Annotated in this window: 18 protein-coding genes; 12 read left to right on the top strand and 6 right to left on the bottom strand. The window is 65.8% G+C overall.

Annotated features, from left to right (window positions below):
* Positions 1–470: 470 nt before the first annotated feature.
* Entirely contained in the window at positions 471–605 is a 135-nt protein-coding gene (locus AC5592_RS30685) for a hypothetical protein (protein WP_269750225.1), read from the bottom strand.
* Between the two features lie 521 nt (positions 606–1,126).
* Positions 1,127–2,953, bottom strand: coding sequence for an acyl-CoA dehydrogenase (locus AC5592_RS30680; protein ID WP_063066211.1), 1,827 nt, complete (start codon positions 2,951–2,953; stop codon positions 1,127–1,129).
* 238 nt (positions 2,954–3,191) lie between these two features.
* Between AC5592_RS30680 and AC5592_RS30675 the strand changes: the two genes are divergently transcribed.
* From AC5592_RS30675 to AC5592_RS30660, 4 genes are all read left to right on the top strand, one after another.
* Complete coding sequence (locus AC5592_RS30675) at positions 3,192–3,818, top strand: TetR/AcrR family transcriptional regulator (protein WP_051025642.1); 627 nt, start codon at positions 3,192–3,194, stop codon at positions 3,816–3,818.
* A 38-nt stretch (positions 3,819–3,856) separates the two neighbouring features.
* Positions 3,857–4,903, top strand: coding sequence for a phosphotransferase family protein (locus tag AC5592_RS30670; protein WP_036511151.1), 1,047 nt, complete (start codon positions 3,857–3,859; stop codon positions 4,901–4,903).
* 27 nt (positions 4,904–4,930) lie between these two features.
* The gene (locus AC5592_RS30665; protein WP_036511148.1) at positions 4,931–5,161 is read left to right on the top strand and encodes a DUF3263 domain-containing protein; all 231 of its coding nucleotides are present in this window, start codon (positions 4,931–4,933) and stop codon (positions 5,159–5,161) included.
* 117 nt (positions 5,162–5,278) lie between these two features.
* Entirely contained in the window at positions 5,279–5,905 is a 627-nt protein-coding gene (locus tag AC5592_RS30660; protein WP_063066210.1) for a TetR/AcrR family transcriptional regulator, read from the top strand.
* 380 nt (positions 5,906–6,285) lie between these two features.
* On the opposite strand, the gene AC5592_RS30655 is transcribed toward AC5592_RS30660, so the two are convergent.
* Positions 6,286–6,585, bottom strand: coding sequence for an FAD-dependent oxidoreductase (locus AC5592_RS30655; RefSeq protein ID WP_232329624.1), 300 nt, complete (start codon positions 6,583–6,585; stop codon positions 6,286–6,288).
* 412 nt (positions 6,586–6,997) lie between these two features.
* On the opposite strand from AC5592_RS30655, the gene AC5592_RS30650 reads away from it, so the two are divergent.
* On the top strand, positions 6,998–8,263 hold the full coding sequence (locus AC5592_RS30650; RefSeq protein ID WP_051025650.1) for a saccharopine dehydrogenase family protein: 1,266 nt from the start codon (positions 6,998–7,000) through the stop codon (positions 8,261–8,263).
* Positions 8,264–8,557: 294 nt separating this feature from the next.
* On the opposite strand, the gene AC5592_RS30645 is transcribed toward AC5592_RS30650, so the two are convergent.
* Complete coding sequence (locus AC5592_RS30645) at positions 8,558–11,773, bottom strand: protein kinase domain-containing protein (protein WP_063066208.1); 3,216 nt, start codon at positions 11,771–11,773, stop codon at positions 8,558–8,560.
* A 590-nt stretch (positions 11,774–12,363) separates the two neighbouring features.
* Here AC5592_RS30645 and AC5592_RS30640 point away from each other — a divergent pair.
* From AC5592_RS30640 to AC5592_RS30630, 3 genes are all read left to right on the top strand, one after another.
* Entirely contained in the window at positions 12,364–13,089 is a 726-nt protein-coding gene (locus tag AC5592_RS30640) for a transporter (protein WP_232329623.1), read from the top strand.
* Between the two features lie 15 nt (positions 13,090–13,104).
* Positions 13,105–14,577 carry an MFS transporter gene (locus AC5592_RS30635; RefSeq protein ID WP_051025641.1) on the top strand — a complete coding sequence of 491 codons (1,473 nt, stop codon included), beginning with the start codon at positions 13,105–13,107 and terminating at the stop codon, positions 14,575–14,577.
* 281 nt (positions 14,578–14,858) lie between these two features.
* The gene (locus tag AC5592_RS30630; protein ID WP_084507440.1) at positions 14,859–15,467 is read left to right on the top strand and encodes a hypothetical protein; all 609 of its coding nucleotides are present in this window, start codon (positions 14,859–14,861) and stop codon (positions 15,465–15,467) included.
* Positions 15,468–15,779: 312 nt separating this feature from the next.
* On the opposite strand, the gene AC5592_RS30625 is transcribed toward AC5592_RS30630, so the two are convergent.
* Positions 15,780–17,186 carry an NAD(P)/FAD-dependent oxidoreductase gene (locus tag AC5592_RS30625; protein ID WP_063066206.1) on the bottom strand — a complete coding sequence of 469 codons (1,407 nt, stop codon included), beginning with the start codon at positions 17,184–17,186 and terminating at the stop codon, positions 15,780–15,782.
* The gene (locus tag AC5592_RS30620) at positions 17,183–17,884 is read right to left on the bottom strand and encodes a hypothetical protein (RefSeq protein WP_063066205.1); all 702 of its coding nucleotides are present in this window, start codon (positions 17,882–17,884) and stop codon (positions 17,183–17,185) included. Before AC5592_RS30620 ends, AC5592_RS30625 begins: the two co-directional genes overlap by 4 nt.
* A 272-nt stretch (positions 17,885–18,156) precedes the next feature.
* On the opposite strand from AC5592_RS30620, the gene AC5592_RS30615 reads away from it, so the two are divergent.
* From AC5592_RS30615 to AC5592_RS30600, 4 genes are all read left to right on the top strand, one after another.
* Positions 18,157–19,668: a flavin-containing monooxygenase gene (locus tag AC5592_RS30615; protein WP_063066204.1), complete on the top strand. Its 1,512-nt coding sequence runs from the start codon at positions 18,157–18,159 to the stop codon at positions 19,666–19,668.
* Complete coding sequence (locus AC5592_RS30610) at positions 19,661–20,560, top strand: alpha/beta fold hydrolase (RefSeq protein ID WP_036511123.1); 900 nt, start codon at positions 19,661–19,663, stop codon at positions 20,558–20,560. The genes AC5592_RS30615 and AC5592_RS30610 overlap by 8 nt, the downstream gene beginning before the upstream one ends.
* A complete protein-coding gene (locus tag AC5592_RS30605) occupies positions 20,557–21,957 on the top strand; it encodes a flavin monoamine oxidase family protein (protein WP_063066203.1) in 1,401 nt (466 codons plus the stop codon). The genes AC5592_RS30610 and AC5592_RS30605 overlap by 4 nt, the downstream gene beginning before the upstream one ends.
* A gap of 171 nt (positions 21,958–22,128) precedes the next feature.
* Positions 22,129–23,556, top strand: a complete 1,428-nt coding sequence (locus AC5592_RS30600) for an APC family permease (RefSeq protein ID WP_063066202.1) — start codon at positions 22,129–22,131, stop codon at positions 23,554–23,556.
* Positions 23,557–23,598: the final 42 nt, after the last annotated feature.

Here is a 23,598-nt window from a genome sequence, read left to right as displayed (position 1 = left end):
TCAGACACCCAACGGTATTCGGGATGCGAGGGCTGGAAGGGAGGTAGTTTGTATCAAATTTCAGCGTTTCGGCAGGTCGTAAGGAAATTCTCAGCCAGTGTGCAAGAGGTCTGCATGTGGTGTGTGGATATGGGGGGGAAGTGGGTGTGTGAATGCGTGGTGTGAGGGGGAGATATGTGGGTGAGTGATATGTGGTGAGTGGGGGAGAGGCTATATGGGTGATTGTGTGAGTAGCTGATTCGTGCGTGGTGATAGGTTCTCGACAAAGGTCGTGCTTCGCGTGGGTGGCGCGCACGGGCTATGGCACGTCGTGGTGTTCGTCAGCGCTGAGTGGCCGGGCGCACATGTGGCAGTCCCGTACGTCGAACTCGATGCGGAGGGGACGACCCGGACTTTGACTGCGGCACAGTGACGAGGCGTGACGAGCGTGGCCGTCGCCCAGTCGCGCCGCGGTACCGGGAGGAGGATGCTCACGGTTCCATCGTGTAGTCGCAGGTGGATTCGCCGCGGTCGAGGTGGTCGGCGATGATGATGCTGACGAAGTCGAGGAGCAGGCTCGGGTCGGTCGCGGTGGCGACCACCGGTAGGGCGAGTGCGAGAGTCATATCGGTAAATCGGCCGCGAGACCCGGCCGGATCATCGGCTGTGGCTCATGTCAGTGTCGCGGTCTTCCTGGCAGGTCTACTCGTACACGGGCTATGGCGAGCAGGAACGTCACCACGACACTGACTGGGATGCGCTGCGCGAGACCGCCGATCAGGTGAGATGGGTCGGCGCGCGCAATCGATCAACGACCGCTTGATCATTCCCCGCGCCGCGCCACGATGAAAGGCGCTTTGCCAACATCAGCGCGTTTCGCACACCGATATACGGCCAAGGGGCGACGACGACGTGTTCACCTTATGCCCAGCGCATCCGGGGCGACGTCGAACACTACAGAAGCGTTCTCAACCTGCTGAGGATCGGAACGACCACTTCTCCGATGTGGTGTCACGAGTTTCGTGGCGGCCGTCTGGTCGTTTGAAGCGGAATACCAACTGTAGTTCGGTGATTGTGGTGGTCCACTTGTATCGCGTGAGTTCGGTGCGCGGATCTCGAAGTTCGGAGAAGTGGTGACTGTTCTCTGTCAGAATCCCGCTTCATCGAGATCCATCGCGGTCAGATCCGTGCCTGACACCACTGCCAGTTCGGCGGTGACGTGGGGAAGGACGGAGTGGGCGAAGAACGAGGCTACTGCGACCTTGCCGGCATAGAACGGGGTGTCCTGTCCGGTTTCGATTGCGGTGAGGGCGGTTTCGGCGGCGACGATGAGGCGCCATGCCACCAGCAGGTCGCCGACGGCGAGCAGGAATCGGACGGAGTTCAGGCCGATTCTGTAAAGCTCGCGTGGTTGTTCGACGGCGTCCAGGAGATGGGTGGTGAGTTTGCCGATGATCTCTTGTACATCCTCGAGGGCGTGGCTGAGCAGTATCTTCTCGTTCTTCAGCCGCCCGTGGTCGGAGTCGGATCCGACGGTGGCGTGGACCTGGCCGAGGACGTGCGTCAGGGCGATGCCGTTGTCGCGGGCAATCTTTCGGAAGAAGAAGTCCTGGGCCTGGATCGCGGTGGTGCCTTCGTAGAGGGAGTCGATCTTGGCGTCGCGAATGTACTGCTCGATCGGATAGTCCTGCAGAAATCCGGAACCACCGAAGATTTGCAGAGATTCGGTGAGGTACTGGTAGGCGCGTTCGGAGCCGACGCCTTTGACGATGGGCAAGAGGAGGTCGTTGACGCGGGCGGCGAGGTCGGCGTCGGCGCCGGAGATGTGGCGGGCGACGGCGGGATCCTGGTGGCCGGCGGCATAGAGGTAGATCGATCGCAATCCCTCGGCGTAGGCCTTCTGCATCATCAGAGAGCGGCGTACATCGGCGTGATGGATGATGGTTACCTTCGGTGCCGTCTTGTCCGTGGCTCGGGCCGCGTCGGTGCCTTGGACTCTGGTTTTCGCGTAGTCGAGCGCGTTGAGGTAGCCGGTCGACAGTGTCGCGATGGCTTTGGTGCCGACCATCATTCGTGCTTCTTCGATGATCTTGAACATCTGGGCGATGCCACTGTGGACCTCGCCGACCAGGTAGCCGACCGCGGGGATACCGTATCCGCCGAAGGTCACTTCACAGGTAGCCGACGCCTTGAGTCCCATTTTGTGCTCGACGTTGGTGACGAAGACGCCGTTGCGTGCGCCGGGTTCGCAGGTGTCGTGGTCGAAGTGGAATTTGGGGACGAGGAACAGGCTCAGTCCCTTGGTGCCGGGCGCGGCGCCCTGGGGCCGGGCCAGCACCAGATGCATGATGTTCTCGAAAAGGTCGTCGGAGTCGGCCGAGGTGATGAAGCGCTTGACGCCCTCGAGATGCCAGGAGCCGTCGGGCTGTTCGGTCGCTGTGGTGCGGCCCGCCCCGACATCGGAGCCGGCGTCGGGTTCGGTCAGCACCATCGTCGCGCCCCAGTTGCGCTCAACAGCTTTCGCTGCCCATCGCCGCTGTTGTTCGGTGCCGATGTCGGCGAGTACGTTCGCCGTCAAGGGACCACTCAGGTACATGTAGGCCGCGGGCTGGGCGCCGAGGACCTGTTCTCTGATCGCCCAGTTCAGCATCGACGGTGCGGGCACACCACCGACTGTCTCGCTTTGGGCGATCCGCCACCACTGCGCGTCCTGCCACGCCCGGACTGCCCGCTTGAACGGTTCCGGGATGCGTACCGAGTGCGACTCCCGGTCGAAAACCGGTGGGTTACGGTCGGTTTCGGCAAAAGGCTCTGCTACCGGCCCCTCGGCCAGACGGGCGGCCTCGGCCAGCATCGTCCGCACGGTCTCGCTGTCCAGTTCGCCGAAGGCCCCGGAATCCAGTACAGCGTCGAGGCCGTAGACCTCGAGCAGGTTGAACTCCAGATCGCGGACGTTGCTCTTGTAATGGCCCACCGGACCCTCACCTCTCGATCGGCCCGCCACGGTCGGGCGGGAGAAACACTTGCGGCGCAGTCGTGCTCTATCGCGCCGGAAATCGGCATGTGCATGGCGCACGACGTCTTCCGTGCGGCCATCGGCAATGTGCGGGAGGCCGTCCGTGCCGGCATGACCGAGCCCGGCGGACGCTGGCGGGCGTCGGCGAGGGCGGGCCTCCGTACACGAATGGCGCTTCCCTGATAAATTAACTGTCATGACGGTAAATCAAGTCGGGCGGCCGAGCAAGGCGAAGGAACGGATTCCGGAGATACTCGAAGCCGCATACGCCGTCGTCGTGCGGGACGGCCTGGCCGGTGTCACCTTTTCGAAGGTCGCCGAAGCCGCCGGTCTGCAACGCACGCTGGTGTTGCACTACTTCGGATCTCGCGACGAGTTGATCGGCGCGTTCATCGATCACGTCGTCGGTGCGATGGGTACCGAGATCGTGCGCCGTCATGCTGATCTACCGCTGCGGCAGCGTGTCACGGCGGCCTACGCTCCCGGCGCCTACCGCAGCCGCGACGACATGGTGGTGTGGGCCGAGTTGGTGGCCTTGAGCGCCAGGGATCCGGCGGTGCGCCGGCGCCTGCACGACCTGTGGACCGAGCGTTGGCTGCCCGAGTTGGAAGCTGCGTTGGCCGAACGCTATCCCGAGGTGTCCGGCGAGGATGTCTCGGCCGCGGCATACGCGCTGGTGTGCCTGTTCGAAGCGCACTGGGCGTTGGACATTCAGGACGTCGTCGACGAGCGCCGACAGCGCCACGTCGAACGTGCGGCGATGGTAATCCTCGACAGTCTCGGGGCACCCGGCGGCTCCGGCCGAGACCGCGGTGAGCCGTGACGGCTACGGCACCGACCGCATACGACAAGACGAGTCCGATGGATGGCGCAGATGACATCGCCGGTATCGATCCGGCGGTGGTGGTGCGCTGGCTGGTCGATCTCGGCGTGGAACACGCGGCTCCGTTGCGGTGTCGCCGGATCGGCCTCGGGCAGTCGAATCTCACCTATCGGATCACCGATGCGGTAGGCCGGGCCTGGGTGCTGCGCCGGCCGCCACGCGGGCGCCCGGGAGCGTCGGCCCACGGTGTGGTGGGCGAGGCTCGGATCATCTCCGCGCTGACGGACACCGGTGTCGCCGTGCCTCGAATCATCGGCGTGACAACCCGTCACGGCGAACCGCTGGTGCTGATGGAATTCGTCGAAGGGCTGGTCGTGGACAGGATGAACGCGGCCGAGGCGCTGACGCATCGACAACGCCACGGTATCGCTCTATCGATGCCGCGAACTCTCGCCAAGATAGCGGCCGTCGATCTCACGCGGGTGGGCCTGCAGAATCTGGCGAGCAAGCAACCCTATGTTCATCACCAACTGGCATGGTGGTCCGCGCAATGGGAACGGTCCAAGAGGCGTGAGGTCCCGCTGTTGGACGCGCTCACGCGTCGGCTGGTCGCCGCTGCGCCCGAGCAACACGAGGCCGGCCTGGTGCACGGTGACTTCCACTTCCCCAACGTGATCTTCTCCAGAACCACCGGAGAAGTCGCGGCGGTAGTGGACTGGGAACTATCGGATGGGGGTGACCCGGTGGCGGATATGGGCGCCCTGCTCACCTACTGGCCCGAACCGGGAGAGACCATGGGCGGCGACTTCGAGCCGTCGACATTGGCGGGGTTTCCTACGCGAGCTGAGATCGCACGGGTGTATTTGGACGAGACCGGGCGCGACCCGGCCGTGTTGCAGTACTGGCATGCATTCGGGTTGTGGAAGCTCGCGATCATCGGCGAAGGAGTGCTGGGCGGCGCGATCAACGACCCGTGGAACATGGCGGGCCAGGCGACGCGAACATTCGATCCCATCGATGTCCTCGTCGAGAAGGCCTGGAGTATAGCCGATTCGATAGGGGTCGACACGTATGCAGATTGTTGACTGCTGTCTGATCGCAGGCGGGTGGCGATGAACCGGTTCGACGCGGACATGCTGGAATTCGCTTGCGCCTGGGTACCGTACGGCGGCAACGACGAGGAAGCGTTCATCCGGTTCGGGCTGCGGCCGAAAGAGTTCCACGTCCGGTTGCTGCGGTTACTTCGCACCCCAGCCGCCCGCGTACTCGGTGGATCGACCCTCGGGGCGTTGCGCGAACAGTGCCGTGAACGGCTGGCGCGCTCCAGTGTCGAGACGTCGTGACAACGAAGCTCGGGCATCGTCGGCAGCATCGAACGGCGAGATAATCGCGATGTGACGAGTGCGTCGTGTGCGCGGGGCTGATCGTTGTGCGCGGTCGAAATGATACGATTTCGAATTGTGTTCGAAAAACAGTCGGCATCGGTTCCGTCAGCGACACGTACAGCGCCGGTGCAGCGTCGCAGTGTCGAGCGTGTGCGGACCATTCTCGATGTCGCCGACGTTCTGTTCGGCGAAAATGGGTATGAAGCCACCACTTTGAAGGCGGTCAGTGAACGGTCCGGTATTCCGATCACGTCCATTTATCACTACTTCGTCGACCGCAATCAGTTGGAAATCGCGCTCTTGCAAAGGCATTTGACGCAGCTCGAGGAGCGGCTCGGCGCCGTCTGGAGTGGTAGGTCCGCGCCCCGCAGCCTGCGCAGGGCGATCGACGTCATGATCGACGGCTACCTGAGCTATTTCCGCGGGCACCCGGGTTTCGTCGAACTCTGGTTTTCCGGCCGCAATCCGGCGATCAGCGATCTGGCGCTGGCATTCGACAGAAAACAGGCGGAGCAACTTCGAGGTCTGGTATTCGAGAAGAAATGGCTGCGGGCGGATACGCCACCGCTCGCTCTGGACCTCGTTTTCGAGGCGGGTAACCGCTTGTTCGATGTCGCGTTCCGGCAGTCCCGAACCGGCGACGACGCTGTTGTGAAAGAGGCGCGGCGTTTTATCGACGCGTATCTCGAAACGTACGTGTAATCGTAGAAGAGCGTGGCGCAGACTTCGTCGACCGCACGCTCGGCCGCGCGGATCGCGCCTTCGAGGTAGCCCTCGAATTCCGGTGCTGCTTCGGTGCCCGTCCAGTGGATATTGCGCACCTGCTTGGGGGTGGCGTTGGTGTAGTTGGTCATCACCCCTGGTGCGCGGGTGCTGACGCATCCGGTGATTCAGGTTCATCGCTCCAGCTCTGCTCGAGGAATCGGATGCGTTGCCCGGCTTCGAGTCCGAAGAGGGTGGTCAGTTCGGCCAGGAATGCGGCGCGGCGTGCGGAAGGGTCGTCGAGGATGTCGTCGCTCCAGGTGAAGCCGGGCCCAGCCCCCTCGCTATTCGTTCGAGCCGCAGCTGTGTCTGCGCGAAGTTCATGGGCGCAATGGCGGGACTGTGCCGGTGTGGGTGCGGCGCTTGGCGTTGCGCAGGTAGATCGTCTTGCCCGCCGTGTAGGTAGGGAAGGTCGACAGGCCGAGTTCATCGATCAGCGAGAACGTCCGCGTATGCAGAGCGCCGATCCGCTGCCCGCCGCCTTTGGTGATCACCCCGTCGGCGACATCGAGAGTGAGCGTGCGACCTCCGACACGGTCGCCGGCCTCGAGCACCCGCACCGAGAGCCCTCGTCGGCTCAGCCGTAACGCTGCCGTGAGTCCGGAGAGCCCGGTACCCACGACGCTACGTCTACGTCTCGGCGATTGCCTGCCATGACCTTCTCCGTTCCGGGCTGTCATCCATCGCCGGGCTGCTGAGGTTATGCGAGGCCAAAAACCGAATCAAATTCGACTTTTGGTATAGATTTTCGCCCCGTCAACGGATGTAGCTGCGGGCGCCTTGGTCTCGAACGTGCGAACGATAGAAACAATAATTTACCTGTTAGTAACGGAATTTGAGGTTGTCCACACCGGGTTGCCCAAGGCTCGCCAGGTGGCGGAGATCGCGAGTATGGAGGCGTTGACAACCTCGTCCGATCGTCATAAAGTCGAATTCAATTCGGAATTGAAGTGTCGTCGGCGGTCGCTGACACGCCGACAGAACCCATATGCGTCGCCATGAGCAGGCGTGAGCAAGAGGATGGAGAGGGCCATGGCCCACAACAGCAACACGAGACGGGTCGTGTTCATCGGCGCCGCGGGCGAGATGTGCCGGTTGGCGATCGAACGCTTCGCCGTCGCGGGCGGCGACTGGCAGCTCGCGCTCTATGACCTGCGGGCCGAGCTGCTCGAGCCACTGCTGGAGAAGCTGCCGGCAGGGACGGCTACCGCCGCGCGGCTGGACCTGTACGACCCGCGGGGGCTTCGTGCCGCCATCGACGGGGCCGCGCTGGTCGTGCTCGGGGCCGGACCGTACAACCGCACCGCGGGTCCCGTGCTGGAAGCGTGTCTCGAGGCGAAGGTGCCGTATCTCGATTTCGATGACGACATCGAGAGCACCGTGCACGCCCTGTCGCTGCACGAACGGGCCGAAGCAGCCGGGGTGCCGATGTACATCGGCTGCGGTTTGTCACCGGGCATGACCAACGTCCTGGCCGCCGACGCGGCCGCCGAACTCGACGTCGTCGAAAACATCGACCTGTATTGGGTCATCGGCGACGAGCGCGGAGCCATCGGCCGCGCGGTCCTCGACCATATGCTGCGAGTCGCGGCCGGTCCGTGCCTGACATGGGAAAACGGCGGACCCGCGATGCATCAGTCCTGGGTGCAGACCCGCTGGACCGAATTGGGCGCCGGACTGGGGCTGACCCTGATGCACGAGACCGCCCACCCGGAGCCGGTGACGCTGCCACGAAAGTACCCGGATGCCAAGAATATTCGTTGTTTCGGCGGACTGGATCCAGCTCCCTACAACGGGCTCGTTCGCGGTCTGGGTCTGGCCGTGCAGAAGGGCAAGATCTCGATGGAAGACGCGATCGACTTCGCGGAGGCGGTGCTGACAGGCGGGTTCGGCAGCGTAGCCGGCTGGCGCCACGCCTTATCGGGAGTGGGGAATCTCGTGCGCACCGGAGAGGCGACGCGCACCGAACTGGTCAAGTTCCTCGCCCTGGCGGCAGTCAACCACACCTTCCCTCACAAGTCCGCCGTGAAGGTCGAGGTCACCGGCCTCCGCAACGGCCTGCCCCACGTGGTCAGCCGCCGCACCCCGGTGAGCGGCCCCGGCACCTACCTGTTCACCGATATGGCCGCAGCGACCGGAACCTGCTGTGCCGCATTCATGGTCGTGGCACTCGACGCCGAACCCGGAACCCGCGCAGGAGTTTTCACGCCCGAAGACTGGGCCGCCCCGGAGGACTTCTACAAAGCCCTGGAACGCGTCGGCACGCCGCGCAACGAGATCCTCGACGTCACGCACTGACAGTCGGGTATCGCGGATATCGGCTCTCGCCGTAGCCGGCGGTGAGGTCGACGCAGCGAGTCCGGTGCGGCTAAGAAAAGACCTCACCTCGAGGACATCGACCATCGGCATCGGCTCAACGCTGTCCGACTCACCCGGTCGCCGACGACGTTTTCGCATTCACCGCGACAAAGCTGGTGTCGCCTGGCCGGACCTTCTTCTGGTCAGGCCTCGCGTGCTTCCTTGGCCTCGCGCGCGCCGCGCTTGATGTCAACGTTTTCGTTCGCTCAGCTCGGCGGTGCGTCGCGCTGCGATTCAGGTTGCGCTGTGGCTGCTGGCCCATGCCGCGATCTGGGCGCGGGAGGTGAAGCCGAGTTTGGTCAGAATATGTTCCACGTGTCCTTCGGCGGTGCGTTGTGAGATCACCAGTCGGGCGGCGATCGCCTTGTTGGTCAGACCTTCGGCGACGAGGTCTGCGACCTGGCGCTCGCGCCTGGTCAATGGTGCCGGTGGCGTTGCCGATGGGGTAGTCGACGAGTTCTCGTTCAGGGCGAAGGCCACCGCGGTGTGGAGGCTCATCGCGGTGCCTTCCTGGCGGGCGGCCTCGAATGCTCGGGCGCCCAGTGCCGTTCGGGCGGCTCGCTCGGCCTGTTCGCGATGGATCTGCAAGTCCGAGAGTATGAAGGCGGAGATTCCGGCGGTGTGTCCCAATGTGTCGGCGGCGCCCATCAGAACCGTCGCGCGGCGGTAATGGTGCTGCTGTGCTGCTGTCCAGGCCAGGGTTTCCGAGCACACCGCCGCGACGAGGGGGTCGTTCACCTGGCGCGCGGCCTGGATTCCGGCTTGGAGCATGTGTGTGGCCGCGCCGATATCGCCTTGTCGCCATAGGGCAAAACCCGCGGCCAACATCGCCCATGATCGGAGCATCACTTCGCCGGCTGAATCGGTGACAGCCAGTGCCTGCTCGAGCGGCGGAAGTGCGCGATCGCTGTCGCCCCGAAGGGCATAACTCCACCCGAGGGAGATCTGGGCATCGAGCTGCAAGCCGGGCTCACCGAGTGTGGTGTACAGGGCGACCGCTTCGGTCAGAAGGTCGCTCGCACGCCGGAGCTCGACGTCGCCGCCGGCAAGACAGATATTGGCTTCTGCATGGGAGACCAGCGCCTTGGCCAGCGGATCCGCTGTATCGTCGGCTAGATTCGCGAGTTCCCGTAGCTTTACCGAAGCAGTCTGCATGTCTTCCTGTAGCCCGGCCATCGAGCTGGCGACGAACAACGCCTTGGCCCGGTGTATGGGCGAGGATCGAATGGGCTGGGCGAGTTCGCGTTCCAGCCAGCGGCGGCCTTCGCTGAGCCGGCCACCCAATGCCCAGAACAGATAGAGCGTGCTCGCAATGTGCGCAGCGCCCTCGTTCGGCTCGGAAAGGGTGAACTCCAATGCTTTTCGCAGATTCGGAAGCTCGCGTTCCAGTCGCGCGATCCACGCCGGTTGGTGCGGGCCGATCCACTCCTGCTCGGCGTTGAGGGCCATCTGCTCGCACCACTCACGATGGCGCCGGGCAGTCTCCGAGTAGGTGCCGCGTGCTTCGGCCATCTGCCGGCCGTACTGCTGGACGGTGTCGAGCATCCGGAACCGGACACCATCGTCGGTCTCGTCGCGGAGCAGGATCGACTTGTCCACCAGGGCGGCCACCGCGTCGAGCAACTCCGCGTCGTCGAGGTCGCTTTCGCAGACGTGTTCGGCGGCGTCGAGTTCGAATCCACCGGCGAAAACCGAAAGCTGCTCCCAGAGGTGTTGCTCGGTTGTCGTGCAGAGGTCGTAGCTCCAGGCGATGCACCATTGCAGGGTTTGCTGTCGCTTCGGTGCGCCGCGGCTGCCGCGGGTCAGTAATGCGAATCGGTCGTCGAGACGGGAGTCGATCTGGTCGAGTGACATCGTGCGCAGCCGTGCGGCGGCCAGTTCGATCGCCAACGGCAGGCCGTCGAGCCGGGCGCAAATGCGGGTGACGGTGGAGCGATTGCGTTCGGTCACCGCGAATCCCGGCACGGCCGCGGCGGCTCGTTCGGCGAACAGGGTGACCGCGTCGTCGCGAGCGGCCCGTCTCCCGGCCTGGGTGGATATCCCCAGGGGCGCAACGGCATACACCGATTCGGCGCCGATGCCCAGGGCCTCGCGGCTGGTCGCCATGATTCTCACGCCCGGGCAGGTTCGCAGCAGCGACTCGGTCAGTTTCGCGGCCTCGTCGATGACGTGTTCGCAGTTGTCGAGTACCAGCAGGAGGTCTTTGCTGCCCAGGTATCGGATGAGGACGTCGAGTGTTCGGCCGGCACCGCGGTTCTGCAGGCCGAGGGCGGCGGCGACGTTCTCGGCCACCAGCGCCGGGTCGCGGAGCTCGCTCAGCTCGACCAGCCACACACCGTCGGTGAAATCCGGTGTGAGTTTGTGGGCGACTCGCAGGGCGAGCCGGGATTTGCCGACACCGCCGATCCCGGTCAGGGTCACAAGACGAGCCCCTGCCAGCAGATTCTTGACCTCGGCTACCTGGATGCGGCGATCGACGAAGCTGGTCAATTCCAGCGGCAGGTTCCCGGCGGTGGTCCCCGCTGCGACCGGTGGTGGCCTGTGCTCGGCGTCCGAGGGATGCTGAACGGGCATCTCGTCGACGGCGAAGCCGTGATCGTGCTCTACACGGCGGAGTTGTTCGCCGATCATCTCGGCGGTGGGCCGGTGGGAGGGATCACGGGACATCGCTGCCTCGATCACCGCGCACACGTCGTCGGGGTAACCTCGTTCCCGCAGGTCGGGGACGGGTTGCTCGGTGATGCGCAGGAACTGCGCGACGACCTGCTCGCCGCTGCGGCGTTCGAAGGCCGCGTGTCCGGTCAGCGCGGCGAACAAGGTGGCGCCCAGTCCGTAGACGTCGGAGGCTCGGCTCGCGGCGCCGGTACTGATCACCTCGGGTGCGGTGAACGCCGGGGACCCGGTGATCGTGCCGGCCGAGGTCTCGAATCCGCCGGTGATGTGGGCGATGCCGAAGTCGGTCAGCGCGGGTTCGTCGTAGTCGGTGATCAGGATGTTGCTCGGCTTGATATCGCGGTGCAGCACATCGGCGCGATGCGCGGTCGCCAGCGCACCGGCGATCTTCACGCCCAGACGCAGCACCTGCGGCAGCGGCAACGGGCCGTCGCGACGAATGCGGTCATCGAGCGAACCACGCGCGTAATAGGGCATCACCAGGTACGGGCGACCGGCGGAGGTTTCGCCGACTTCGAGCATCCCCGCGATATTGGGATGGCCGGTCAGCCGCCCCATGGCCCGTTGCTCGCGAAGGAAGCGCTCCCGATTCTCGTCGAGTTCGCCGGTCAGCACCTTGACCGCGACGGTGCGCTCGACGGCGAGCTGGGTGCACCGATACACCTGCCCGAAACCACCCCGCCCGATCTCTTCCGCCTCCGCGAAACCCGCAGCGTCGAGCTCCGTGACGACATCGACACCATCACGCTGAGTCTTGAACGGATCGCTCTCGACCATCGGCTACCCGTCAGATTGCCGGCAGGTAGATCCAGACTATCGCCGCCGACGACGTCGGAGGAGACCGTCCGATTTCCGGCTGCCGCCCGGCCACTTCGGTTCACCACTGAGTATGGGGAGCTGAGCCGGTCATCCACGCGACTCGCACACCCGAGCGGCTGACGATGTGGATCCTGCTGAAAGACGCCACTGTCGCGGCCACCGCCACGGTCGAGCCGCTCCCTGCGCAAGCTGTCGATCCCAGCGAGTCGTAATCGGCCGTCGGCGCAGGTCCGCCGACCTTCGATACACCGCATTCGGCACCGTCCTCGGTCCCGGGGGGGTGTCGACATCGCCGCTGACGGTTGCCGTCCCTGTGAGTCCGCCACCGATCATTGCGACGAAGCGGGTGAGTTCTGGAGTCGGTGGCGATCGGAGGTCTGTGGGCGGATTGCCCCCAGTGCCGAATATGTCGCATTTCACACCCGTCTGCGGTGCAATCTGTCGCATACGTCCGAACAGATGGTGCAGGTCGGCGTAGCGATCGACGTTCCCGCTGCGCGACCCTGATCTCCGCACGAGATACAGATCACATTTCAAGGAGACGGGCCATGGCTATCCGAGACCTACTATTCCTGGCCACGGACATATGGATGATCGCCACCGGGCTGACCTATGGGGTCCGATTCATTCGAAATTATCGGAACTATCTCATCGGACTCGAGTGGCTCGTCATGGCGACATCGGGGACCAATTTCCTGATCTACAGCATGACAAAAGCGGGCCCCGGCTCTCCGATGTATCACGTTGCCTTCTTCTTCGACGCGTTCTCGCGCTCGATCGGATTCACATTGATTCTGGTCCTGGGGTTGCTGGTGGTGACCCACGGGTACAAGCCTTCGGTCGGTGTCGAGGTGGGGGCCTTCGCCTTGGCCGCGGTGCTCGGGTTCGTGCTGTCGGAGTTCGCCGAACAGATCGGTACGCCGGGCAAGGTGTTCTTCCTGATCACCGCCCTCGCGACCTCCGGCTTCCTGTGCTATTTCGGATGGCGACTCTGGGAGTTCGGCGAGCGCGCCCATGCCGCGTGGGTGGCCGTCACCGTCGCGCTGAACGTGGTCGTCGCGTCGATCTACGACTTCTGGCGAATCCCCGGCGACGACGCCAACCACACCCTCTTCTACAGCCTGGCGCTATTCGCCTGGGGTTTGGCGATGCTCGTCATCTACCGGGCGTACGCCGCCTTCGATGCCCACAACCAGCGGTTCGACACGTCCGGCCGCCGCCCGATCGCGGTGGACCGCGACGACCACTCCGCGCTGCGTCGAGCACCGAAGTGAGAAAGAAGCCTGACCATGACCGAAACCCAAGTCGAATCGAAACAATCTGCAGCAGAGCAACTTTCGCTCTGGCGCAAGTCCTTGCTCATTGGTCTCGGCGCTCTCATGGTCGTCGTTACCAACGCGGTCATCTTCGTCCTTCCACCGCTGCTGCCCATGATCCAGGCCCACTACGGCCTGCAATCGGTGGCCGCCGCGACGTGGCTCTACACATTGCTGACACTAGGGGGCGGTGCAGGTTTCATTCTGCTGCCGAGACTGGCCGACCTGTACGGTGATCGCATCGCGACAGTGGTCGCCGCCGCGCTGATGGCCGGCGGAGCGCTCGTCCCTGTCATCGCACGCTCCTATCCCGCACTCCTGATCGGGTGCGTACTCATGGGCGTCGGCGGCGCGGCCCAACTCCTGCCGCTCGGGTTCCTCCGCCGCGGTCTGGGCGAGAATCACGCCACAGTCGGTGTGGCGGTGCTTGTCATCGCCACCGGCGTCGGCATTGTCGTCGGTATGATCGGCGGCGGGTTCATCGTCGAGAACTTGTCGCTACGGAGCTTTTTCGTGATTCTCACGGCCATCTGCGCGGCACTGACTTTCGGCTCGGTGGTGGTCATTCCACACAACCCGCCCGCCGAGCGGTCAGGGCGTATCGGCGTCGTCGGCACGGTGTGGATGATCGGCTGGGTCGCGGCAATCCTGCTGACCCTGACGCAAGGACTGGTGTGGGGTAGCGCGGCGTTGATTCCGTTGGTCGTCGGGATCGCCGGCGCCGCCGGATGGTTGCGCACGCAGCGCCGGTCCGCGAACGCCGTATTCGATGTGGCACTGATGAAGGCCACGCTGGTCAGCGCATCATGCGTGTGCATCGCGCTGTTCGCCGCGGTCAACGCCGCTTTCCTGCTACTGGTCAGCACGTACACGCAGATCATTCCTGCCGCGCTGCGTCCGGCCGACGCCTACGGGCTGGGCCTCAGCGCACTGCAGACCGGCTGGCTCATGGTTCCGTTCGCGGTCACCTTCCTCGTCGGCGGTGCTCTGGTCGATCGGCTCGTCACCAACGGGCGCGCCGTGCCTGTCTTCGTCGCCGGGGCCCTCATCAGCGCGGCCGGGCTTGCCTGGCTGGCTGTGGCTCACAACCAGCAGTGGCATTACCTCGTCGGCGCCGCCGCAATGGGACTCGGTTGCAGCGTCGGCTACTCGGCGGGCTTCACCACGGTACAGATGGCGGTGCCACAGGAGAAGGCAGGAATGGCCTCGGGTGTCGCCGGCACTTTCATGGCCGTTGGATTCGCTTTCGGCACGGCGCTGGTCAGCGGCGACCTGAGTGTCTCCGTGGTCCAGATTCCCGGTACGCATCTCGAGGTCGCGGCCGAGAGCCTGTACGGCATCGGCTACTGGCTGTCGGCCGTCCTCGCGATCGCCGTACTCGCGACTCTCGTGATCTCGCGAGCGCGGGGCGGCCGTCGCCTCGATACCGGCGCGGCGATCGCGTAAACAGCTCGGTACCAACACCGTTCGCCGGCAACGACTACTCGGGAACGGATCGACGAGTACCGAGAACATCGAACACACCACCTTCACCGGAGTGAGCTGTCCGCTGACGTTCGCCCGCCGATGGCCGACGATCTGAATTGTCAAGTCGCGGTCATCGGCGGGCGACTCTTTCCTCGAACCGAAACGTCGTGCGCAACAAATCTGCCGCCCCAATCCATTGGAATGAAAGGAACAATCAACCGATGAAACGGACGATTGTCAAAGCAATGACCGTTACGGCTATGACCGCGGCCGCGGTCTCGCTCGGCACCGAAGCGGCTGGCGCCGCACCCGCGAACCCTGTTGGCCCACCGGCGTCTGTGGAGCTCGCACCGAGCATCCGGTACGCGGGCGATGGAGCCACCGCCGCCGCCGCAAACGCGACCCCGTTCGGCGTGGTTGAGGCTGTGGGCGGCCAGGTTTCTGTCGCGGATGCCGAGAGACAGACGGTGTTCGGCAATCCGGATGCCGTAGCCCCACAGCCTTCGGCCGGCGGCAAGGTCGACACCGCCCGGCCCGATACGATCAACGCCGACACGCCGAAGTCTGCGGCCGACAAGAACGCCGACATTCAGACCGCGCTCGGCACGGTCGCTACCAGCTTCGGCCTCGCGGCCGGTACCGGGGCCATGGCCGGCGGCGTCGGCGGCGCGGTCATCGGCTGCGCGGTCCCGGGGCTTGTCGGCATCGCGGTCACCGCTGGAGTCTTGAGTATCCCGGCCTGTCTCGCCGGTGCCGCCACTCTCGGCGGACTCGGCGCCATCGTCGGCGGCGCCGTGGTCGGGGCGCCCGTTGGAATCGCTACCGGCATCCAGCAGTACCAGCAGCTACAAGCCAACGGAGACCTCTGATCACGATCTGATCGATCGGGCCGAATGAGCGCGGTGGGGTAAGGCTCCTGGGCCGTACTCCCGAGGATCGAACACTCGGTCGTGTCGGCTCTGACACGACCGAGTGTTCGAGTGATGTGCGAGAGGGGACCGCCCGCTGCGTCACGGCTATACCGTCCACTGAAGCACCACCGACCGCGTACAGGTCGGTGGTGCTTCAGTGGACGGTATTCGGGAGTACAGCGATGTCGTGCGGTGAGTGAGCCGTCGCCCATGATTCGGCGGAGGCCTCGGGGCGCTGGAGCAGTGCGCCCGGTGGTCGACTGTCGCGTTTCAACTGGCCTTGTCGGCGCGCGATGTAATAGGCACGGGGGCTGGCGCACCATTCGAGGCGGCGGCGAATCCCTGGCGTGCGTTGCGCTTGCTGCCGTTGATCATGTCGTTGAACCTGTCCAGGGCCCATGCCGCGCGTAACCCGAGGCGCCCCATGATCATCGGGACCACACGGCCGAACTTCGGTTCGTCGACCCAGATGGTGCGCAGATCGTCCGGGGTGGTGCCGGTGGCGATCCGCTCCGCGATGAGCGACCCGATATACGTGGCCTGGGCGAGCCCGTGGCCGTTGCACGCCAGGCAGTAGTAGACGTCGTCGCCGATCGTCCCGGCCACTGGCAGCCAGGTCGAGGTGATCCCGATCCAGCCGCCCCACGCGCGGTCGATCGCCACGTCCGCCAGCGGCGGGAAACGCCGCGCGAACGCACTCGCGAGGTCGGCCACGACCGCCGGGTCGGGACTGCGCTCGGGGAGCGGATAGCTCGCGGCAGCTTCGATTTGCCGCACGCCGAACACGATGGTGTTGCGCGCGGTGAGCCGGTAGTTCTCCATGATGTTGTGCTGGGTGATGAGCCCGGATCGGCTGGTCCAGCCGAGAGCGGCGAGCCGCTCCGGGGCGATCGGCTCGGTCTCGACCTCGGTCACCCACATCGGCGACGACAGGCGTTTCGGCGTGATATCCCACTCGCCCCCGTAGACATTCGTGGCAAGCACCACCTTCCGGGCTCGGACCACGCCGCGGGGTGTTCCGACGGTGACGGTGCCGTTGCTGTGCACGATGTCAGTGACTTTCGACTGTTCGAAGACACGTACGGTCGAGGCGAGTACCGCGTTGCGCAGGCCGCGCAGGAGTTTGCCGGGGTTCATGATTCCGCCCTGGATTTCGCGCATGCCGCCGAGGAAGCTGGGCGGGATGCCGAGTTCGTGAGCGGTGCCCTCTTCGACGTGGGCGCCAGCGCGTCGGAGGATTTTCGCGATGCGCCGGGCCCGCCCCAGTTGGCCGCGAGAGACGGCGGCGAAGACGTTGCCGGTGGCTTCGTAGTCGCAGTCGATGTCCAGGGTTTCGATCAGGTTCTCGACGTGGCCGGCGGCGTTTTCGGTGAGGCGGATAATCGCCGGCATCCGTTTGCCGAAGAACAAGTTCAGTAACTGGATGTCGCCGCCGGGCGCGCTTGCCAGTTGGCCGGCGTTGCGGGAGCTCGAGCCGTGCCCGCAGAACTCCGATTCCAGCAAGATGGTGTCCACTCCTCGCTCCACGAGGCGGAGCGCGGTCGCCATGCCCGCGAGTCCACCGCCGACGACCGCGACGGAGCAGGTGAGGTTCTCCGTCAGCGGCGGTCGCAGGTCGGTGGGCGGATCTATCCAGCCGGTGAAAGTGGTGTAGGTCGTATTCGCAGTGGTACTCATGCGATTTCGACTTCTCGGATGGGGGCGGCGGTCGGGACGAGCCCCGCGTCGACCCGCTCGTTGTGGACAGCGAAGGCCGCATACGACCGGTAGATGACGAGCATCACCAGACCCCACGCGAATAGCGCGAGGGTGTAGAAGAGGGTGTGGTTGGCGTCGTCGCCGGGGATTCGCCAGAAGTCGTAGATCGACGCGACGACCACGTTCAGCGCGACGGTGACGGCCACCCACGCGGCATGGGCGCGCTCACCGATCTCCCAGAGTCGCCATCCGAAATAGCACAGGAAGCCGGAGGTCGCGAGGGCGGTGATCAGGAAGAACACCTTACCCGGGGTGCCAACCTGTTCGGCGAACTCCGACAGGACGAACCCGACGATCGCGGCCAGGGCGAAGGCGCCCACCTCCACGCGGATCGTGGGCTTGTACCTGTGAGTGACGGCCAGCAACCCGAGGACCAGGATCAGCGTGAACCCGATCGAGCGCGAGAACGCGTCCAAGAAGAAGGCGATGTGGTGCATCGGGGAATCGGTGCCCGCCCCGGTGATCCCGTAGATCAGAAAATTGGTCCCTGATGTCGCCATAATGATCCACTCGAGGCCGATCAAATAATTGTGTTGGCCACGAATGAATTTCGCGCCGCAGATGAGCCCGATGGCGATCATCCAGATGTCCGCCGCGGCGAAGAATATGTCGCGCATGGCCGCGCCTCCTCGAGTCTGACCGTGATGTCGTGCGGCTTCCACACTGGCGTGCTCGCGATACCGCCCGCTACGCCGACGTGCAACCACGTATCGCGACGGTCGCGACACACTGCACCACCAGGCGGTGTGATCTGTACCGCAAAGGCCTGGACAGTGCACTGTGCACCACACCGTCGCGCAGGACTGGGCACCGCGCCGTAGTGCGAGGACCGCAACAGCGGGCACCGTGGAATCGCACATCGACGTGATCACCACCGAAAGGCTCCACGATGAACGCTACGAAGCAGCGACCCGAGGAATTCGACATCGTCATCATCGGTGCCGGCATCTCCGGTATCGGCGCCGCGCGCTACATCGTCGAGGCGTTCCCCGGCAAGCGTGTCGTCGTGCTCGAGGGGCGCGACAACATCGGCGGCACCTGGGACCTGTTCAAGTACCCCGGCATCCGGTCCGATTCCGATCTGCACACCTTCGGCTACGAGTTCAAGCCTTGGAATGACCGCGCTGCCATCGCGGAAGGTCCCAAGATCCTGAACTACCTGCGCGAGACGGTCGAGGAGAACGATCTGGGCGGGATCATCCGCCTCGGGCACAGCGTGCAGCGCGCCGAATGGTCGAGCGCCGACGCACGCTGGACGATCGACGTGCGCACCGCCGACGGCGACAAGTGTGTCACCGCCAACTGGATCTTCGCCGGTACCGGGTACTACCGCTACGACGAGGGCTACACCCCGCACTTCGAGGGCCGCGAGGACTTCGCCGGCGACATCATTCATCCCCAGCACTGGCCCGAGGGCTACGACTACGCCGGCAAGAAGGTCGTCGTGATCGGGAGCGGCGCGACCGCGGTGACCCTGATTCCGTCGATGCTGACCGGCGAGGGCGCCGCCGCTCACGTGACCATGCTCCAGCGCACCCCGACGTACGTCGTGCCCTGGCCGAAGGTCGATTCTCTGGCGTTGCTGTTCGCCCGGCTCTTCGGCCAACGCCGCGGTTACGCGATGACCCGGTTCACCAACATCTGGATCGATCGGGGCGTGGTCAAGTCGCTGCGCACCTTCCCCCGCCTGGGGCGCGCGGTCATCCGGCGCGTCAACAAGATGTTGCTGCCCAGGGGCTACGACGTGGACACCCACTTCAACCCACCCTACGACCCGTGGGACCAGCGCCTGTGCCTTTCCCCCGACGGCGATTTCTTCGCCGCGCTGCGCGACGGCAGCGCCTCGATCGTCACCGACCGGATCACGCGTTTCACCGAGTCGGGGATCCAGCTCGAGTCGGGCGAGCATCTGGACGCCGACGTGATCATCACTGCGACCGGCCTCAATGTGCGCCTGCTCGGCGGCATGGACGTGGTGGTCGACGGTGCACCGGTGAACCTGGCCGACTCCGTCGTCTACCGCGGCACCCTGCTCTCGGGCATTCCCAACCTCGCCATCGCGATCGGCTACACCACTTCGTCGTGGACGCTGAAGATCGGCATCCTGTGCCGCTACTTCTGCAACCTGCAAGCGCATATGGACGCCTTCGGTTATGACAGCGTCGTCGTCGAGGCCGATCCCGCCATGGAGACGCGCCCGGTCATGGACCTCAGCTCGGGTTATGCGCAGCGGGCCATCGCGATCAATCCGAAGCAGGGCACCGGCATGTGGCAGATGTCGATGTCCTACCCGCAGGACGCCAAGCTTTTGCGTGGCCCCCTGCTGGACGACGCGCTGCGATTCGGTTCCACCGCCGAGGAGAGCGCAGCCTCGACAGTGCGGGCGGCGGCTCATGCCTGAGCACACCGAGGACCGTTTCGCCGTCCTTCCCGGCGGCACGCGTGTCTGCTATCGAATCGAGGGCACGTTCGGCGCCCCGCCGATCCTGCTCATCGCCGGCCTCGCGGAGGACTTGACGGCGTGGTCGCAGCGGTTCGTCTCCGCCCTGGTCGCGGCCGGCTTTCAGGTCATCCGGATGGACAACCGCGACTGCGGCCGCTCCACCTACGCGAGCACTCCGCCACCGAGTACGCTCCGGCAACTGCTCGCCCGGCCCCGCCGGGACGCCTACACGCTGGCCGACATGGCGGCCGACGCGGCGCAACTGATCGAACATCTCGGCCTGGGCCCGGTGCACCTCGTCGGGCGCTCGATGGGAGGGATGATCGCGCAGACCGTCGCGGCGCGGTACCCCGAACTCACCAGTTCACTGGCCTCGTTGTACTCGACCACTGGCGATCCGAAGGTCGGCCGGCCGGCCGTGTCGACTCTGGCGCTGATGGCCGCCCCGCCGCCGCGCAACCGGGTACAGGCCGTGCGTGCGCACCTTCGCTTGACGGCGCATCTGGCGGGCGACAAGTTCCCGATCGATGAGGTCGAGGAAGCGGACCATGCCGTGCAGACGTGGAATCGCACGGCCGGCGACGGTGCGGCCGGAACCGCCCGGCAGGTTCAGGCCATCCAAGCCTCGGGTGACCGGACGGCGGAGATCGCCGGCGTCAAGGCTCCCACCGTGGTGATCAACGGCGATCGCGACCTCATCATCGCGCCTTCCGGGGGCGAGGCCACCGCGGCCGCGATACCCGGTGCGCGACACATCGTGATTTCCGGAATGGGACATCACTTGCCCGCCGCGCTCGCACCCCTCGTCGCCGACCACGTCGTCGAACACCTCGAAAGGGCATCAGCATGACCGAGCTACGCACCGCCGACATCGTCGTCGTCGGCGCCGGGGTGTCCGGGTTGACAGCGGCGCGGCGGCTGGTACAGGCCGGGCAATCGGTCGTGGTGACCGAGGCCGGTGACCGAGTCGGCGGCCGCACGATGAACCTCGACGTTGCCGACGGTGTGATCACCGAAGGCGGCGGCCAATGGGTCGGTCCGGGCCAGGACCGGGTCCTCGCGCTGATCGACGAGTTGGGGCTGGCCACCTTCGAGACGTACGTCGACGGGAAGTCGATCTACCACCGGCGTGGTCGTTCGAAGCGATACGACGGCACCATCCCGCCGCTGAGTCCGCTCGTTCTCGCCGACTTCGCCCAGTTGCAGTTGCGGTTGGAGCGGATGGCGAGAACTGTGCCGCTCGACGCGCCGTGGACCGCGCGTCGCGCCCGCTCGTGGGACGCCACGACCTTCGGGCACTGGGTCGATGCGAACGCGATGACCGCGGAGGCCAGAGAGTTGTTCTCGGTCGGCTTCTCGGTGAGCAACGCCGAGGCCCTGCACTCCACCTCGCTGCTGGTGCAGCTGGCGCGGATCCGGGGCGCCGGCGGAATCGACCACATCTTCAACATCACCGGCGGGGCGCAGGAGTCGCGGGTGGTCGGTGGCTCGGTCCGGATCGCGGAGCGCCTGGCCGAGGATCTGGGGGACGCGGTGGTGCTCGACTCGCCCGCTATCGAGATCGCGCAGAATGCCGGGGGCGTCTCGGTCCGGTCGGCGCGGGTCGACGTTCGCGCGGACCGGGTGATCGTCGCGATGTCGCCCGCGGACGCGGCCCGGATCCGTGTGACACCGGGCTTGCCCACCCGCCGCACGATGCTGCAGCGTCGCTGGTGCAGCGGCGCGGAGAGCAAACTCTTCGCCGTCTACGACCGCCCGTTCTGGCGCGAGGAGGGCCTGAACGGGCAGGCGGTTACGGACCTGCCGGTGGCCCAGTTCGTCGTCGACAACTCCCCGCCGGACGGCAGCGTCGGGATCCTGCTGGCCTTCCTCGCGACCGCTGGGGAGGGAGTCGGCCGGCCCGGGCCCGACGCGATCCTCGACGACCCCGCCGTGCGGCGCTCGGCGTTCCTCGCCGACCTGACCGTGCTGTTCGGGGCGCAAGCGGCCGATCCGATCGCGTACCTCGAGAAGGGCTGGACGCACGAGCCGTGGATCAGCGGCTGCGTCGGCTCCCGCCCTCCGGGCTCGCTGACCGAGTACACGGATGCGGATCGCCGGCCGGTCGGTCGGATCCACTGGGCCGGCACGGAGACCGCGACGGTCAATCAGGGCTATCTCGACGGCGCTGTCCGTGCTGCGGAACGCGCCGTCCGAGAGGTGCTGGACGCGGGACTCGTCAAGGTTCCGAGTCGGCCCGCGGGGTAGCCGCGTCCGTCGCCGGTCCGCGGGCGGGTCTTCCGCCGCCCTCCCGCGGGGTGTCGAGCCGGTGCGCCTTCCATCTGTCGCACAGGGGGCTATCTCCGTGGGACCGGCGGTCGGTCACTGCGGACCTCTGGCAGGCGGACTAGGAAAGCATCACCGAATGGAGCAGTTGTCATGACCGAGCAGCGCGAAGAACGGGCACGAGCGGTCACGGCCGGCCTGGACCGGACACTGGGCGTTCCGCAGATCGTTTTCATGGTCGTGGCGATGGCCGCGCCCCTGACGGTGTTCGCCGGACTCATCCCGTTGATGCTCGGCTCGGGGAACGGCATCGGGACGCCGGTCGACTTCGTGCTCGTCGGAGTCGTGCTCGTGCTGTTCACCGTCGGGTATTCGGCGATGACCCCTGAGGTACGCAACGCGGGTGCCTTCTACTCCTACGTCCAACGCGGTCTCGGTACCGGCACCGGGCTGGGCGCCGCGACGCTCGCCCTGGTTACGTATTCACTGCTCATGGTCTCCGTTTCGGCCTACCTCGGGGCCGCCGCGCGCACTGTGGCCGAGACCTTCCTCGGCGTCGCGGTGCCGTGGTGGGTCCTTGCGGGCGCGGGGCTCGCGGCTATCGGTTACCTGGGGTACCGCAACGTGGAGGTCAGCGCGCGGGTGCTCGGCGCGCTGCTGATCGCGGAGGTCGGGATCGTCGCTCTCGTCGACCTCGCCATCGTGCTGCGCGGCGGCGAGAGCGGGCTCTCCGCGCACCCGCTGACCTGGGACGCGTTCACCAGCGGCGCCACCGGCACCGGAATCATGTTCGCCGTCTTCGGCTTCGTCGGGTTCGAGGCCACCGCCGTCTTCCGGTCCGAGGCGAAGGACCCGGACCGGACCATCCCGAGGGCCACCTACATCGCGGTTGTCCTGATCGCCGTGATCTACGCTTTCTCGTCCTGGGCCATGGTCAATGGCCTCGGCGTCGCGCACGCCGTCGAGCTCGCGGCGAACGACCCCGAAGGACTAGCGCCTGGGCTGGCTACCCGTTACCTGTCTCGGGCCGCCCACGATGTCATGCAGGTTCTGCTCGTCACGAGCTTCTTCGCCTGCGTGCTCACCGCGCACAACGTGGTGGCCCGTTACCTGTTCGCCCTCGGACGTCAGGGCGCGTTGCCGGTCTCGCTCGGCTCGGTGCACCCCGCGCATCGGTCGCCGCATGTGGCCTCGCTGCTGACCTCCGGGGTGATCGCCACCGTGCTCGCGGCCACGGCGATCGCCGGGCTCGAGCCCGTTGTCGAGATCTACGCCTGGTTCGGCGGTGCCGGCACCCTCGGGCTGATCGTGCTACTGGCTCTGACCTGCGCGGCGGTCTTTGTGCACTTCCGCAAGGTTCGCACGGCGACCGCGTGGACGGGCACGGTCGCCCCCGCCCTCGCGTTCGGCGCGCTCGCGACGATCCTCGTGCTCGTCATCGGCAACTTCGAGCTGCTGATCGGCTCGCGCACCGGGGCGAACGTCTTCCTCACGGTCGTCGCCGCGGCGTTCGCCGGTGGCCTCGCGTGGGCGGCGCTCCTGTCCCGGCGCCGGCCGGAAATCTACGCGGCCCTCGAATGACCGCCGCGCCCACAGCCCCACAAGCACCAACCCCGTCTTCGG

The sequence above is a fragment of the Nocardia violaceofusca NBRC 14427 genome, assembly GCF_963869435.1.
Lineage (GTDB): Bacteria > Actinomycetota > Actinomycetes > Mycobacteriales > Mycobacteriaceae > Nocardia > Nocardia aobensis.
This window is presented reverse-complemented; position numbering and strand designations above follow the sequence as displayed.

Bases quoted from the DNA above. Each gene is read 5' to 3' on its own strand.
- AC5592_RS30675 (WP_051025642.1), top strand. From the start codon at position 3,192: ATGACGGTAAATCAAGTCGGGCGGCCGAGCAAGGCGAAGGAACGGATT.
- AC5592_RS30635 (WP_051025641.1), top strand. From the start codon at position 13,105: ATGACCGAAACCCAAGTCGAATCGAAACAATCTGCAGCAGAGCAACTT.
- AC5592_RS30625 (WP_063066206.1), bottom strand. From the start codon at position 17,186: ATGAGTACCACTGCGAATACGACCTACACCACTTTCACCGGCTGGATA.
- AC5592_RS30650 (WP_051025650.1), top strand. From the start codon at position 6,998: ATGGCCCACAACAGCAACACGAGACGGGTCGTGTTCATCGGCGCCGCG.
- AC5592_RS30620 (WP_063066205.1), bottom strand. From the start codon at position 17,884: ATGCGCGACATATTCTTCGCCGCGGCGGACATCTGGATGATCGCCATC.
- AC5592_RS30640 (WP_232329623.1), top strand. From the start codon at position 12,364: ATGGCTATCCGAGACCTACTATTCCTGGCCACGGACATATGGATGATC.
- AC5592_RS30630 (WP_084507440.1), top strand. From the start codon at position 14,859: ATGACCGCGGCCGCGGTCTCGCTCGGCACCGAAGCGGCTGGCGCCGCA.
- AC5592_RS30615 (WP_063066204.1), top strand. From the start codon at position 18,157: ATGAACGCTACGAAGCAGCGACCCGAGGAATTCGACATCGTCATCATC.
- AC5592_RS30665 (WP_036511148.1), top strand. From the start codon at position 4,931: ATGAACCGGTTCGACGCGGACATGCTGGAATTCGCTTGCGCCTGGGTA.
- AC5592_RS30605 (WP_063066203.1), top strand. From the start codon at position 20,557: ATGACCGAGCTACGCACCGCCGACATCGTCGTCGTCGGCGCCGGGGTG.
- AC5592_RS30645 (WP_063066208.1), bottom strand. From the start codon at position 11,773: ATGGTCGAGAGCGATCCGTTCAAGACTCAGCGTGATGGTGTCGATGTC.
- AC5592_RS30685 (WP_269750225.1), bottom strand. From the start codon at position 605: ATGACTCTCGCACTCGCCCTACCGGTGGTCGCCACCGCGACCGACCCG.
- AC5592_RS30600 (WP_063066202.1), top strand. From the start codon at position 22,129: ATGACCGAGCAGCGCGAAGAACGGGCACGAGCGGTCACGGCCGGCCTG.
- AC5592_RS30670 (WP_036511151.1), top strand. From the start codon at position 3,857: ATGGATGGCGCAGATGACATCGCCGGTATCGATCCGGCGGTGGTGGTG.
- AC5592_RS30610 (WP_036511123.1), top strand. From the start codon at position 19,661: ATGCCTGAGCACACCGAGGACCGTTTCGCCGTCCTTCCCGGCGGCACG.